Origin of the sequence: Teredinibacter purpureus, assembly GCF_014217335.1 — a bacterium.
Taxonomy (GTDB): Bacteria; Pseudomonadota; Gammaproteobacteria; order Pseudomonadales; family Cellvibrionaceae; genus Teredinibacter; species Teredinibacter purpureus.
Map to the genome: position 1 here is coordinate 2,158,235 of NZ_CP060092.1, position 14,547 is coordinate 2,172,781.

Annotated in this window: 11 protein-coding genes; 7 read left to right on the forward strand and 4 right to left on the reverse strand. The window is 47.5% G+C overall.

All coding sequences use genetic code 11. The annotated features are described in order from the left end of the window. The first annotated feature begins 49 nt into the window (after positions 1 to 49). Positions 50 to 1,138, forward strand: coding sequence for an aminoglycoside phosphotransferase family protein (locus H5647_RS09370; protein WP_052691969.1), 1,089 nt, complete (start codon positions 50 to 52; stop codon positions 1,136 to 1,138). Continuing rightward, positions 1,135 to 1,845 carry an N-acetylmuramate alpha-1-phosphate uridylyltransferase MurU gene (gene murU, locus H5647_RS09375; RefSeq protein WP_236074851.1) on the forward strand — a complete coding sequence of 237 codons (711 nt, stop codon included), beginning with the start codon at positions 1,135 to 1,137 and terminating at the stop codon, positions 1,843 to 1,845. The genes H5647_RS09370 and murU overlap by 4 nt, the downstream gene beginning before the upstream one ends. 42 nt (positions 1,846 to 1,887) lie before the next feature. Here the strand turns inward: murU and H5647_RS09380 are convergent, their stop codons facing one another. Continuing rightward, on the reverse strand, positions 1,888 to 3,066 hold the full coding sequence (locus H5647_RS09380; RefSeq protein ID WP_162926348.1) for a DUF3530 family protein: 1,179 nt from the start codon (positions 3,064 to 3,066) through the stop codon (positions 1,888 to 1,890). Positions 3,067 to 3,112: 46 nt separating this feature from the next. Between H5647_RS09380 and rpe the strand changes: the two genes are divergently transcribed. The 3 genes from rpe to H5647_RS09395 all read left to right on the forward strand — a co-directional run bounded on the left by rpe (position 3,113) and on the right by H5647_RS09395 (position 6,411). Continuing rightward, positions 3,113 to 3,832 carry a ribulose-phosphate 3-epimerase gene (gene rpe / locus H5647_RS09385; RefSeq protein WP_045858047.1) on the forward strand — a complete coding sequence of 240 codons (720 nt, stop codon included), beginning with the start codon at positions 3,113 to 3,115 and terminating at the stop codon, positions 3,830 to 3,832. Positions 3,833 to 3,965: 133 nt separating this feature from the next. Further along, complete coding sequence (gene trpE / locus H5647_RS09390) at positions 3,966 to 5,447, forward strand: anthranilate synthase component I (protein ID WP_045858048.1); 1,482 nt, start codon at positions 3,966 to 3,968, stop codon at positions 5,445 to 5,447. A gap of 229 nt (positions 5,448 to 5,676) precedes the next feature. Continuing rightward, the gene (locus tag H5647_RS09395; RefSeq protein ID WP_236074853.1) at positions 5,677 to 6,411 is read left to right on the forward strand and encodes a CpsD/CapB family tyrosine-protein kinase; all 735 of its coding nucleotides are present in this window, start codon (positions 5,677 to 5,679) and stop codon (positions 6,409 to 6,411) included. Positions 6,412 to 6,474: 63 nt separating this feature from the next. On the opposite strand, the gene prsR is transcribed toward H5647_RS09395, so the two are convergent. From prsR to H5647_RS09410, 3 genes are all read right to left on the reverse strand, one after another. Next, entirely contained in the window at positions 6,475 to 7,836 is a 1,362-nt protein-coding gene (gene prsR / locus H5647_RS09400) for a PEP-CTERM-box response regulator transcription factor (protein WP_045858051.1), read from the reverse strand. 55 nt (positions 7,837 to 7,891) lie between these two features. Further along, positions 7,892 to 9,928, reverse strand: coding sequence for an XrtA/PEP-CTERM system histidine kinase PrsK (gene prsK / locus H5647_RS09405; RefSeq protein ID WP_045858052.1), 2,037 nt, complete (start codon positions 9,926 to 9,928; stop codon positions 7,892 to 7,894). Between the two features lie 103 nt (positions 9,929 to 10,031). Next, positions 10,032 to 12,317 carry a DUF1631 domain-containing protein gene (locus H5647_RS09410; RefSeq protein ID WP_045858054.1) on the reverse strand — a complete coding sequence of 762 codons (2,286 nt, stop codon included), beginning with the start codon at positions 12,315 to 12,317 and terminating at the stop codon, positions 10,032 to 10,034. Between the two features lie 571 nt (positions 12,318 to 12,888). Here H5647_RS09410 and H5647_RS09415 point away from each other — a divergent pair. Together H5647_RS09415 and trpD are read left to right on the forward strand one after the other, a co-directional pair. Beyond that, the gene (locus tag H5647_RS09415; RefSeq protein WP_045858057.1) at positions 12,889 to 13,476 is read left to right on the forward strand and encodes an anthranilate synthase component II; all 588 of its coding nucleotides are present in this window, start codon (positions 12,889 to 12,891) and stop codon (positions 13,474 to 13,476) included. A 30-nt stretch (positions 13,477 to 13,506) separates the two neighbouring features. Continuing rightward, positions 13,507 to 14,532 (forward strand): anthranilate phosphoribosyltransferase, encoded by a 1,026-nt coding sequence (gene trpD, locus H5647_RS09420; protein ID WP_045858058.1) that lies wholly within the window; start codon positions 13,507 to 13,509, stop codon positions 14,530 to 14,532. Positions 14,533 to 14,547: the final 15 nt, after the last annotated feature.

Sequence of the window (14,547 nt, forward strand, 5' to 3'; positions counted from 1 at the left end):
CCAATAGTACATTGCGGAGTAAGCAATATCGGTGAGAGAGGTGTAAAAAGTGGTCGCTGGAGAAACAGGCCTAGCAATACAAAAGAATGAACTACAGCACAAGACAGCCGCTCTAGCGGTTTGGGCAAAACAGCAGTTGCGCTCATTCGGTGTAGAAGGCGGTGATAACGCGGTTGAGCGCTGGACTCCTTTGGGGGGGGATGCGGGGTTTCGTCATTATTTTCGTTTAGCGAAAGAGAGTCTTTCTTGTACGCAGGGAGTGATGGCAGTGTGGTCTCCTCCTGCCACTGAAAAGAACGACGAGTTTGTCCGTATGGCGCAACATCTCAAGGCTGGAGGGGTGTGCACGCCGAGTATTATGGGTTATCAGCCTGAAACTGGCTTTTTACTTGTTGAGGACTTGGGCACAGAAGCGCTTCTGGACAGGTTAAACGAACAGAGTGTCGAGTTGCTCTATTCCCGAGCGCTTGATGTGCTGCTTCACATTCAGCAGTGCCCTAAAGATTCCACCCTTTATGGGCGTTACGATGCTGCTGAGCTGAATCGAGAGATGAATCTGTTCAGCGAATGGTTTGTCACGCAGTTGTTAGGCTATCGCTTAACTGATAACGATAACGTAATGATTAGTGAGGCGTTTCAATACCTCACCCGTGTTGCTTTAGAGCAACCCACGGTTGTGGTTCATCGCGATTTCCATTCCCGCAATATTATTTATAGAGACGCTCAACCCTTCGGAATTATCGATTTTCAGGATGGGGTGTTGGGCCCTTTAACCTACGATGCGGTATCGTTATTGCGGGATTGCTATGTGCAATGGCCAAAGGAAAAAGTAACGCAGTGGGCGTTAACTTATGCCGCTAAGGCCAAGAGCGCGGGGTTATTGCCAGAGCTGGAGGATACAACGTTCTTACGGTGGTTCGACTGTATGGGGGTGCAGCGTCATATTAAGGTGCTAGGTATTTTCGCGCGATTATTTCTTCGAGATGGAAAAAAAGGTTATTTAAATGATCTGCCGTTGGTTATTCAGTACACGCGCGATGTGGCTGGAGAATATACAGAGCTTGCGCCTTTTGTCCGGTGGTTCGATGAGCATTTAATGCCTCGTATCAATCAGCAACCTTGGATGATAAAAAAATGACAACCGAGCACTCCAAGCTTCGCACGGCAATGATATTAGCGGCGGGTGAGGGGCGGCGCATGCGGCCGCTCACGCTCACAACGCCGAAGCCGCTTTTAATGGCGGGAAATAAACCGCTTATTGAGTACCATATCAACAACTTAACCGCGGCGGGTATTCAGCGCATTGTTATTAATGTGGCGTACCTGGGGCAGAAAATTATTGATTTTGTCGGCGACGGTAGTCGTTACGGTGTGTCTATCGATTACTCGATAGAGCCCGAACCGCTGGAAACGGCAGGGGCCATTGGCTATGCGTTGCCACTTCTGGGCGACACGCCTTTTGTTTTAGTCAATGGCGATGTGTGGAGTGACTATCCGTTGGTTAACCTGACCCGTCTCGATACGGTTTCGGGCGCGCATTTGGTCATGGTTAAAAATCCATTACACCATCATTCGGGGGATTATGGGGTGTCTGACGGCGTTATTGTACCGGCCCAACAGGTCCGAGAAAGTGTCACCTTTAGCGGTTTGAGTGTAATCGCACCATCAGCTATCACCGCATATCCTAAGCGTCGCCTTAAATTCCCGTTACGCGAAGTATTCAATGGGTTAATGGAGCAGCGGCGTTTAACGGGAGAGGTATACGCCGGTGAGTGGAGGGATATCGGAACGCCGGAACGTTTGGCGTTGCTTGATCAGCAGTTAGCCCGCAACTCGCGCGTTTAACGAGCAAAGGCGTTTGCGAAAGCTCGAGGCTACCGAACGTTATTAATCGTCAATTCTAACGCCTTTTGCATGTTTGTTTAGGAACCCTCTTACGCGTTTAGCAATAACATCTTCGGTATCATCATCATTTACGGTGGCGGGCAGAATCCTTATTTGAGTGTAGCTGTTAAGTTGTTTTTTCCGCGCGGCTTTTACGCGTTCTGCAGGTTCATAGTTATCTAAGTAGTGATGGTTATTGTAAACATCCAGTACGGGCAACCCTGCGTCGTTTATCCAGTCGATGATGAACTTGTCGTCGGTAAGAGGGGAGTATGGAATACGGTTACGTGCATTGATTAAAATAAGCGCTCGGATAGGGCGGTTTATTAACGCTCTGGTTCTCGCTTGTTTGAGTTTTTGATCGAGCACCCCATTCGACATGGCGGGGTCGATAGCGTCAATGTATCGAGCGGCTCGACTGGCCCCAATACCATATCCCACATAAATAATATTGTACTGGCCGTTACTGTTTAAAAACGCCATGGCGGTTTCTATGCGTGCTTGAACAATCGCCTCTACATCCTTTGCTATCGGCGCTGGCGGCTCAAGGGTGTTTTCGGTGGAGGCTGGTGGAAGGTTGGTTTCATTCGAAGCGATAGCGTCGTTTTCGGCGGGCAGCCCTTCTGCCGTGTCAGGCTGTTCAGTGTCTAATGTGCTGGGGTCGGCTTTTTCTGGTGGCAATATTTCTGCGGGGCGGTCAGGTGGCCTAGGAAGGGTAGGGTTAGGCAGTGTGATAGAAAGTGTTGCCCAGCCAAAGCGTGTCAGTTGCTCACGTAACACCGAAACAGACAACGGCCAATTGGCGTGTTCACCTTCACCATGAAAAATAAGAGCCGCACCTATAGGCGTGCCGCTGGTATCGGTTTGCCAAATTGCGGAAAAATCCTCGTCTTCTGCGGTTAACGTAATTAGATTTTGATCTTGTAGTGCTTCAGTGAGCAGCTGTTGTTGCTTGGCGGCAATATTGGGTATTTCTATGGGCGGTGCCGTGGGTTCTGTGGTTGCGGCGTTGCCGGAGTCTTGCGGCGGCTCCTCATCGGTGCTTTCTTCCTGTGCATGCGTAATAAGGGGGAAAACGAGGGTATAAAAAATTAACGTATGCAGTGCTGTCGCGGCGATATGCCTCTTAGCGTAGCGTCTTGCGTATCGTAATGTAAAAAAGCGGTTTAGGGCTTTAGGCATATTCAGTACAATGCTCTGCTTTGATGCGATGCAAACGAGGAAAATCATGAGTGCAACGGCTGGTGAGAGAACGAGTAACAAGACGGATGTTTCAACCCGTAATACATTCAGCATAGCACCCTCTATTTTGGCAGCAGATTTTGCTCGTCTAGGGGAGGAGGTTGACGCTGTACTTGCCGCTGGCGCCGATATAGTGCATTTCGATGTGATGGATAATCATTATGTCCCCAATTTAAGTTTTGGGCCTATGATATGTGAGGCTTTACGTAAGTACGGTGTAACAGCTCCAATCGATGTGCATTTAATGGTTGAACCTGTGGACGACCTCATTGTTAAATTCGCCGATGCAGGCGCAACCTATATATCGTTTCACCCTGAGGCCACTCGGCATTTAGACCGATCTTTACAGCTAATACGCGATAAAGGGTGTAAGCCCGGTTTAGCGTTAAATCCTGGCACTCGTTTGGCATTAGTTGAGCCTGTAATCGAACAGTTAGACCTATTGTTGCTTATGTCAGTAAACCCTGGTTTCGGTGGTCAAACGTTTTTACCGTATGTTTTAGATAAAATTCGGGCGGCACGACACCTGCTCGACGAGAAACAATTATCGACGTTGCTAGAAGTGGATGGCGGTGTCAATCTGGATAACATTAGTGAAGTAGCGGCAGCTGGTGCCGACACGTTTGTAGCGGGTTCTGCTATTTTTGGCGCGAGTGACTATCACCAGGCTGTAACGGCGATGCGTGATAAGCTGGCACATCTATAAAAACGACTTAAATTGAATATTCCCATGTTAAAACGTCATTTTAATCCTGGAATTCTAATCTGCGAGCGCTGGCGATGGCGTCGCCATTAGTTTGTTTTCGCACCTAACATTAGAATTTTAAAGATGAGATCTTATGACACCTGAACAGTTTATTACCTTGGCCGCTGAAGGCTACAACCGAATCCCCGTTACTCGAGAAGTACTTGCCGATACTGAAACACCACTTTCAAGTTATTTGAAATTGGCTGACGGCCCCTATTCGTACTTATTTGAATCCGTGCAGGGGGGCGAAAAGTGGGGGCGTTACTCTATTATTGGGCTTCCTGCTCGAGAGCGATTAGAAGCACGAGGTTCTCTTGTACGTATTATTCGCGATGGCGAACTCAAGCGTGAGCATACCTGTGCCGACCCACTAGCCTTTGTTAAGGCTTATCAGGCCGAACATCGAGTGCCGGGGTTGGAAGGGTTACCGAATTTTAGCGGCGGCTTAGTGGGTTATTTTGCTTATGATTGTGTTCGTTACGTCGAACCAAAACTTGCTGATTCCGCCCCTGTCGATGAAATAGGGACACCTGATATTTTGCTGACAGTCTCGGATGAAGTGCTGGTGTTCGATAATTTACAAGGTACATTACACCTTATTGTGCATATCGATCCCACAACGGCTAACGCCTATGATGTTGCTCAAGCACGTCTTGACGAATTGGAAACAAAGCTGGGGCAAGGTATACAGGGATTGCCGGCAATGCCGCGTCCTCGCACTAAAAAGGGCGAAACCCTGAGCGAGAAAAATTTCAGCTCAAGCTACGGGCGTGACACCTTTCTTGCCGATGTAGGGCGGGTTAAAGACTACATATTGGCGGGCGACACTATGCAGGTGGTACTGTCTCAGCGCCTTACGCAAACGTATGAAGCGCCGCCTATTAATTTGTATCGGGCATTGCGTTGCTTAAATCCGTCGCCCTATATGTATTTTTTAAATATGGGCGATCACCATGTTGTAGGGTCCAGCCCTGAGATCCTTGCTCGTCTACAAGACGGCGAAATGACCGTTCGCCCCATCGCTGGTACGCGTCGACGCGGGTACACCGAAGCAGAAGATTTAGCGCTAGAGCAAGACTTAATCAACGACCCTAAAGAAATTGCTGAACACCTTATGCTGATAGATTTGGGGCGCAATGATGTCGGCCGTGTTGCGGAAATTGGCAGTGTAAAACTGACCGAAAAGATGATGGTCGAACGGTTTTCTCATGTTATGCATATCACGTCAAATGTAACGGGTGATCTAAAATCGGGATTGGATGCCATCGATGTCTTGCGAGCTTCATTGCCCGCGGGTACTTTATCGGGTGCACCGAAGATTCGAGCAATGGAAATTATTGATGAGTTTGAACCCGTTAAGCGCGGTATATACGGGGGGGCAGTCGGTTACCTTTCGTGGAATGGCAATATGGATACTGCAATTGCTATTCGTACAGCGGTGATTAAAGATTCAAAAATTTATGTGCAAGCCGGTGCTGGTGTGGTGGCTGACTCTGTTCCTGAGCTGGAATGGAAAGAGACTATGAATAAAGCCCGTGCAATCTTTACCGCCGTCGACTGGGTTGAAGGCTAACGTGTTATCGCATTGTATTGCAGTGGCGGTAGGGTTCGTTCAGCTAATATGGTTCTAGTTCTAACAGCTCGCGTTGGTTTGGGGTATATTAGCGCCTCACTACGGCGGTTGATGTACCATGGCTGTGGATTACAGTTAAATCGATGCCGTAAACGTGCGAGTGTTCGCTTGAAAAAAGTTCAACACAGAATAAAAGAGAGGCGTTGTTTTGGAGTCTAAGGCAGCAAATTTGAGTAATGTTTCTGGGAGTGATGGGGCGTTGGACGAACAAGCTAACGGCGGTGGGCGCATTGGTGAAATGTCTGAAATTCATCGTTTCAGTAAAACGGAACTTGAAAAGTTAAAAATCTTGTATCAGGGTGCTTCAAACACTCAGATGCTTAAGGTCTTTAGAGACTTGCGGACACGTGTATACAGTAAAGCTCAGGGTAAGAACTTTATTTGTATGTTTACCTCGGTTGTACCTGGGGGTGGTTGTTCTTACGCCGTGAAAAATCTTGCTGCGGCAATAGCCCTCGATAAGACGCGAACGTCCTTAGTTGTTGATGCAAACTTCTATGCGCCCTCTATGGACGAACTGGTGGTAACCGATGCGGAATCGGGCCTAACCGATTACCTCGATAATAGCGCATTAGGTATAGAATCTATTGTCTATGCGTCGGGTATTCCTCGCGTACGCGTCATTCCTGTGGGTGGGAATACTGAAGGTGCGACAGAGCGATTATCGTCGGAGCGTATGCAGGCCTTCTTAAAAGAATTAAAAGAGCGCTATTCTGACCGCTATATTTTAATGGATGCGCCCTCTGTAAGTGAGTACTCGGCAGAGGCTCGTATTATGGCGGCGCTATGCGACTTCGTTGTGTTAGTGGTGCCCTACGGTAAGGTCAGTAATGGACAGGTTATGGCAGCAGCAGAAGCCATTGGTGAAAATCGCTTGGCGGGTATCGTGTTTAATTCAATGTAGTATGTTTTATTGAGAACCTCTTCAGTAAAAAGCCGGCATTCATGCCGGCTTTTTTGTAGGGTTTTAACCCATATTGACTTGAACGTTATACTTTTTCATTAGGTCGTAGAGTGTTGGGCGTGTAATGCCAAGTAGTTTTGCTGTGGCAGAAATATTGTGATCAGACATTGTAAGCGCGCGCAATATCGCTGCTCGTTCTGCGTTATAGCGTACTTGTCTCAAGTTTAAATTCAAGCTTTCATCAGAGACTAAACCAAGATCCTCAGAGGAAATTTGCTTGTCTTCGCTCATTACAACGGCACGTTTAACGCGGTTTTCCATCTCGCGAATATTCCCCGGCCATGGGTAGGCTTCAATAGCTTCGGCAGCCTCTGACGCGAAGCCGGTAATGGATGCGTTCATCTGTTTAACGAAAGACTTTAAAAAGTGACGGGCGAGTAACATTTTGTCGCCTTGGCGGTCACGAAGAGGTGGGATAAGGATTTCCATTTCACATATTCGGTAGTAGAGATCTTCGCGAAAAGAGCCGTCGGCCACCATTTTTTGTAAGTTTTTATTGGTTGCACAAACCACTCTTACGTCAACGGGAATTTCTTCTCGCCCACCTACGCGCTCAATAACCCGTTCTTGTAAAAAGCGTAATAATTTAGCTTGAAGGGCAAGTGGCATATCGCCAATTTCATCTAAGAATAGCGTGCCCTCATGAGCGGTTTCCACCTTACCTAAAGTTCGCTTGTTAGCGCCGGTAAAAGCCCCTTTTTCATAGCCAAACAATTCACTTTCCATGAGGTTTTCAGGCACGGCTGCGCAGTTAATGGCGACCATGCGCTTATTAAGGCGAGGGCTTAGCTTATGAAGTGCGCGTGCAAGTACCTCTTTACCCGTGCCGCTTTCACCTGTAAGCGTACAGGTGACATCTGCCGGCGCGAGCTTTTCGATGGTGCGACAAATTTTTAACATAGCGGGGTCGCATGCAATAACACCGTCTAAAGGTGTTTGTTGCGATTCGAGCATACGGCGATTTTGTTCTTCCAAATTATGAATATGATAAGCGCGCTGCAGTATTAGATCGAGCGTTTCTGGGTTGACGGGCTTTTGATAAAAATCGTAAGCACCCATTGCCACTGCGCGAACGGCATTCTCGTAGTCGGCATTGCCGGTCATTACGATAATTTTAGCCGAAGGTGAAAGGTTGGATATTTCTCGAATACAGCGGAAGCCTTCATCAACACCTTCGTCATCGGGTGGCAGGCCAAGATCTTGCAAAATAATGGGAGGCTCATGGAGCCTGATTGCCGCAATAGCGTCTTTTCTATCGCCTGCGCAAATAACTTCGTATTGGTCGAAGTGCCAGCGAAGCTGGCTTTGCAAGCCCATGTCGTCTTCAATAATAAGAAGTTTTTGTTTTGAATCTGCTTTCATTATGCATCCATTATTTTACGAAAACGGGGTGCGCTTAAGTTAGCTTAAGTTGGCCTGTTTACAAAAGAGGGATAGTGATTATAAAGGTAGTTCCTTCGCCAGGTGAACTTTCTACCGCGACATTTCCACCAAGGCTTTGAGCATATTCTTTTGCTTGGTACATGCCAATGCCCATTCCCTTTCCGGTTTTGGTCGTTTCGAAGGGTTTAAATAATCGGCTTTGTATAAAATCAATGTCCATGCCGCTACCGTTATCTTCGATGTATACACACAAAAGGTTACCATCGAGTTCTGTCGATATATCGATAAAGCCTTCGCCATCCGTTGCATCTTGCGCATTTTGAATGATGTGCGTGAAAACCATTACGAGGCTGTCTAAATCGGCCTTTACTCGCCAGTCAGGTGAGACAGAGCGAAGCGTGGGTGATGGGCTAGATTTTTGGCATCGTTTCACCGCCTCGATCAATACCTGTTTGATGGGCATTGTGGTGATATCTTCCGACTCATTCTGTTGTAGCTTACGCAGTAAATTGCTCATACGCGTTACAGAATTATTGATCGTATTAATGGCGTCTTCGATAAAGGCTGGGTTATCTTTATGTTTTTCAGCATTTTTTACAACAAGTGATTGTTGCGCGATCAGGTTTTTTAAATCGTGCATTACATAAGCAGAAAGTTTGTTGAATGCGTCGAATTGTCGAGATTCAGCCAGTAACTCGGATTGCTCGTGTCGTTCCAAATAGCTGGCAACCTGCCGACCAACAGTTTTCACAAGGTCTAGGTCTTCCCAGTTTAACGTGGTTCGGTCTTGAGGCACGGTCAGTACAATAAAGCCCACTAAACTATTTTCGTTGAGTAAAGGCATTACCATCCATGCGTTTCTAATTTCCTGCATCCACTCAGGTAGCGTTTCATTGTTTTGTGCTAATGCAACGCTGGACGTGTTCGGTGAAAACACCCATTCCTGCGCGAGTTCTCGGCTGAAGGGGCTGGAGTCCGGCTCGATCATGTCGGATATATCCATCGAGACTTTTACTTGTTGCACCGGAGCTAATACTTTCCCTCGCTTTAGCCACAGGGCGCCACCGTCACTTTTAAACAGGTCGGCAACAACCATAATTGCGCGGGAGTGAATTTCCTCCGGTGCGGTGGGTTGTGAGAGTTGGTTGATTAATTTTAACCATTCAGCTCGATAGTCATATTTGTGGCTGAACAAGTGCTTATTGATGAGCACCTTCATTTTTTCTCTAACGGACCGTGAGGAGAAAACAGCGCTAACGGAGATTAAACCGGCCGCGAGTAAAAGGGTATAAATGACAGTGCCCCAGCTGCCCCCATAAAGCTCAACATAGTAGCCGCCAGCAGCGAGAATGGTTAAGAGTGCGCCGGCTATTGTTAATGACGTGGTGTAAAACGCAACAGGGCGAGAGAAGGTGATTTTAGCCGATTGCATTGCGGGCATATTCAAAGCCATAACGCCGATAGTCATAAATATACTGGTGGCCATTGATACGGCTGCACGCGCTTGCCAGAGATCGGCATTTAATTCTAAGAAAATCAGGTTTTGCGAAAACAGGTAGGCATCAAAAATAAAGATAATAGAAAGGTTGAGGCTCAGCAGTTTTACGAGTCGATAGTTGATAACGTTGCGATAGAGCTGTTCTACACCGAGCAGCCCCGCAATAGAAAATATAATGCCCTGCCAAGTAATAAAGCGTTCTAGCACAGCAATATCGGACGTTGACGATGTAATGTAGACAGCCAATACAAGAGCGGCAATGGCGGCGAAGTAAATGGAATATTTATATATTCTCGGTAGGGAGTTTGAGCAAAATACTTCGGTATTGCGCACAAGTGCATAGAGCCAAGCGGCGTAGTGGAGGCTTTCTATGCAAAGAAGGTGTGTCGATTCGAGCGAGGGGAAGTGTTGTAGCAGCGGAATAGCGCTGAGCCAAGCGACATGTACGAATGCCGCCGCTGGAAAAGACCAGTGTAGGCGAGTTTTGTTGTGCTGAATGACTAAGGTAATCGCAAATATGACAAATAAAAGCGCCGCACTTGCAAATGCGGTTTGCGTAACGTTACTAAATTCCATTCTTGGGCTCAAATTATTTGGGCGCGATTGATGGCGCGCTCCGTATTGTTGTTGCCCAATTATATACTGTCTTTCTTCAGGAATTAATCAGGTTGTTGTGCCGTTAGTCAGATTGCTTTAGATGTGAGACGACTTTGGTCATAAGACGCTCAAAGAGTGGTCGTGAGTCGAGTACTTTAGCTTTTTCAAACTGCATATCGTAAGCCAACTGTCTGCGCGACTTTTCCAGTATCTTAAAACCGAATCGATTGACAAATATATAGCTCTCGGTATCGAGTTTACTGCTCAGTTTACAGCGCTGATGTTTGCTGGTTTCGTCGTTAAAATACTCTAGCCATGAACCTGCAGGCAGGTTTTTAGCTTCGAGGTAAAAATGATTTGAGAGTTCTTCGTAGCGAGATTGTTGGCGTTCCAGCGCGGTCATTTCTTCCCACGACTTCTGTTGAGTATCGCCTTTGCCCAGCGATTCACGTTGCTCCGTCGTTAATGCGCAATATTCAAGGGGGTCGCCGCCAGGCTCTGTGAGTTGTGCGAGAGTTTCTTCTATCGCGGCAATTTTGGCAGCCCGTGTTTCAGGGTTGTCGATGGCGATTTCCATACCGTTTTCGATACGTTGTAATACCTCGGGTTGAAGTCGTTGTTTACGTGAAATGGAGCGCTCATCAGTATGCGGTTGGCATATCCAAATAACATCATTCACGAGGGTTTCGGCCTCTACCCATTCCGCACTGTTGTACCCGTGTTTTAGGTGGGTAATAACAAGTACCTGCAGCCATGTATTGGTGAGGAACGTGGTGACCTGCTCAGGAAGTTGCGCCGACTTAAGTTTGTTGTACAAGGCATTTTGAGCGCTTGCACGGGCTTGTCGGATTTTTGATTTTCCTTCTTCAGCTTGGGTTGTACGTTTTTCAACAAGATCCGATTTTCGTCGTTCGCGCTTCATCTCATCTTCGAGTTGCGCCAAGAATTCTTCGATAACCGATGAGCTGGTTCTGTACAGGCGGTTAATGGTTTGCACCCCGTCTGCAATAATGCGATACAAAGGGTCGCGCTCCAGGGGTTTGGTCTCATCAAAGCTCAGGCCCGCGCGGGTTATAGCGTTGATAAGTTTGCGTGCAGAATGGTCTGCGTCTGTTAAAAAGGATCGATCACGTAACGCAATTTTTAATACCGGTATTTGCAGGCGGCAAATAAGCGATTGTACGGCGATAGGTAGATTGTTATCGGACAGTACATTGTCAAAAAACATCGCGATAAGGTTAATGATGTCTTCATCTGGTTGCTCTAGGGCTTGCGGTACTTCAGGGTCGCGCTTAGCGAGAAGTTGGTTCACAACGTCCGATATAACATTACGCGGCTGCGCAGATGAGAGCTGTCGGTCTACCAGAGGCTGAGATTTGGTGAGCAGAGTTGCAAGCTGTGGCGACGCCATAATTGGCCCCGGATTGCTCGAATAAAGATAATACGTATAAGGCCCGGTTACTCGCGATGAATTATCGCCGGAAGCGGAGGCGTGCGTATTGGTCCGCGCGCCAGCCATCAATGCGCCCAGCGTTGATAGATCCAGTTGAATGTTTTGCGGGGGCTGCGCTGCGCCAAGCGCTTCGTCTTGGTGAGGTGTTTGTTCGCTACCACTGTTAGTGGGCTCTTGTTCCGGTTGAGTGCTGGGGCGCTCGCTGGAAGACGACTTGTTTAGGTGACGCGGTACTTTTGGTAAAATTCCCGCCTCAATGAGAATTTCATTGGCTTCGGAATAAATATTGCCAAGCTGCTTAAGAACGTGCTTTTCGAAGAGTTTAAAGAGAATTAAGCGGGCTTTAATATCCAGTTTGAGCTGGTTTTCGCATGCTTGAACAAAGGCGCCGGCAAGCACGCTAGGGTCGAGAGGATTGTTGCCCTCCGTAACTCTCACCTGGAGTAAAAGGTGGTCAAGGCGAATAGTGAGCTCGTAGAGTTCCTGTTTATAGGATTCTCGGGTGCGTCCAGACATATTGCTAAGGGCAAGTTCTGTCTCGAGCTGGTCGCCCTCTACAATGGAAAGCGTGCTGCTGTCATCGGCTACTGGAGCAGGCTTGTTGTCCTGAGATTCCAGCAACTGAGAATACGCATTATTAAGTTCATGCGCGAAGTCGTTAGCGACACCGCGTTTTTGTATGCGCACTTCACGCATCGATTCAAAATAGAGGTTTTGCTCGTTATTGTTGGTGGCACGCTTAGATAAGTCGTAAAAGAGATCATCCGTGGCAGCAAACATGTGCTCTAGCAGGCGTGCGGCATTCTCGCTGGATTGATTGCGAATATGCTCCAATAGCTTGGGAGGATGTTTGGGGCCTTCATACCTTTTGCCTACAAGCTCGAGGTGATCCGGTCGTTCTTTCCTTGGTGCCATGCGTTAAAACTCATTTAATAGTATCGAAGTATTCGTTCGGCTGCTGTCCTAATCGGCCACGCACTAAAACATGCATTTTTTATTCCGTTAACAAAGGATTGCCTTGTTCTCGTCAGAATGCCGTGACAAACGTCACACTTGTATGATTTTGTGGGTCTAGATGCCATTTAGTGCGCTACGCGTCGTTGCTTGGGGTGCCGCTCATCTGACGTGTTTTCCACCCTTATATGCGGCTATCTGTGCTCAAAATAGGCTAAATAGCGCCAAAGTTGAAAGGAATGGCTGTTGTTCACGTTTTGGTTATAAGTACCGGCAAACTAATTCTTATTTATCTTGCAATTGTAGTGCGCTAGCGAAAGGCGGTAATTTACTTTATTGCAGGCGATTGTAAAGGGTTTCGACAACCAATATGGGAGTTACAACAGTATTATTGTTCAATATTCGAAGTTGTTCCGCTCTACCCATTAGTAGCGCATAAAGCCTATAATGTCGCCCTTCATCGTCCCTCTAATTCTTGCTTCAATATGCGTATTGTTCGCCGCTGGTAGCAAAAACTGATTCAGGCGCAACTATGCTTTTAATGATCGATAACTATGATTCATTCACCTATAACGTCGTTCAGTATCTTGGCGAGCTGAAAGCTGAGGTGGTGGTCGTACGTAATGATGAGCTGACTCTTGACGACATCATTGCACGTAACCCTTCTCAATTAGTCGTTTCCCCTGGGCCGCGCACGCCAAATGAGGCGGGTGTTTCAGTGGAGGCGATTAAATACTTTGCAGGCAAGGTGCCCGTATTGGGTATTTGTTTGGGGCATCAGAGTATTGGTCAGGCCTTTGGTGCCGATATTGTACGTGCAAAGCAGGTGATGCACGGAAAGCTATCGAGTATCTACCATAAGGGAGTAGGGGTGTTTGCTGATTTGCCGAACCCTTATACCGCTACTCGCTACCATTCGCTGGTTATTGACAAAAAATCATTGCCCGATTGTTTAGACGTTACAGCGTGGACACAAACCGAGGATGGTGAAGTGGATGAAATAATGGGTGTTCGCCACAAGACGCTCGCAGTAGAAGGGGTGCAATTTCACCCCGAATCTATATTAAGCGAGCACGGCCACAAAATGCTGCAGAACTTTCTCGATTTGCCTTCGTCGTAAGTTTGCTGAATAACAACAATAAGGGATTGTATGAATATACAAACAGCATTAGCAAAAGTAGTGGCTGGGGAAAGCTTATCCCAGCCTGAGATGACCTCCGTGATGACTATGGTAATGACCGGCGATGCTACACCGGCACAAATTGGCGGGTTATTGGTTGCGCTGCGGGTGAAAGGCGAGTCTATCGATGAAATTACGGGTGCCGCCAGTGTTATGCGTGAGTTGGCGACAAAAGTAACGGTTAAGGCTGATAATCTAGTCGACACTTGTGGTACCGGTGGTGACGGCGCAAATTTATTTAATGTCTCTACTGCGGCCGCATTTGTTGTCGCTGCAGCTGGAGGGCATGTTGCTAAACACGGTAATCGTTCTGTTTCCAGCTCCACCGGTAGTGCGGATGTGCTCGAAGCAGCCGGTGTTAATTTGGCTATTGGGCCCGAGCACGTTGCACGTGCGATTGAAGAGTTGGGTGTTGGGTTTATGTTTGCGCCTGCGCACCACGGCGCCATGAAGCATGCAATAGGGCCACGAAAAGAATTAGGAATGCGCACTATTTTTAATATGTTAGGGCCAATGACAAACCCTGCAGGTGTTAAGCGTCAAGTTATCGGTGTATTTAATGCCGCGTTGTGTCGCCCCATGGCCGAAGTGCTTGCCCGTTTGGGAAGTGAGCATGTCATGGTAGTACATTCGGATGATGGTTTGGACGAACTCTCTACTGCGGCGCCTAGTACGGTGGCGGAGCTTAAAAACGGTAAAATAACGGAGTTCACACTTAATCCAAATGATTATGGTGTGGCCACGAAAGATTTAGCCGGCTTGTCGGTCGCCAGTGCGGAAGAGTCCTTAGCGTTAATTCGTGGGGCTTTTACAAAAGACCGTGCAGAGGCCGCTGTGAAGGCGGCCAACATTATTGCGTTAAATGCCGGCGCGGCAATTTATGTTTCCGGGTTGGCCGATAGTTTAATGAATGGTGTGGCTATGGCTGAAGATGCTTTGGCAAGTGGTGCCGCCGGCGAAAAATTAAAAGAGCTTGCCGAATTTACTCAGGTTTAAGAAAAGGTTATTTGT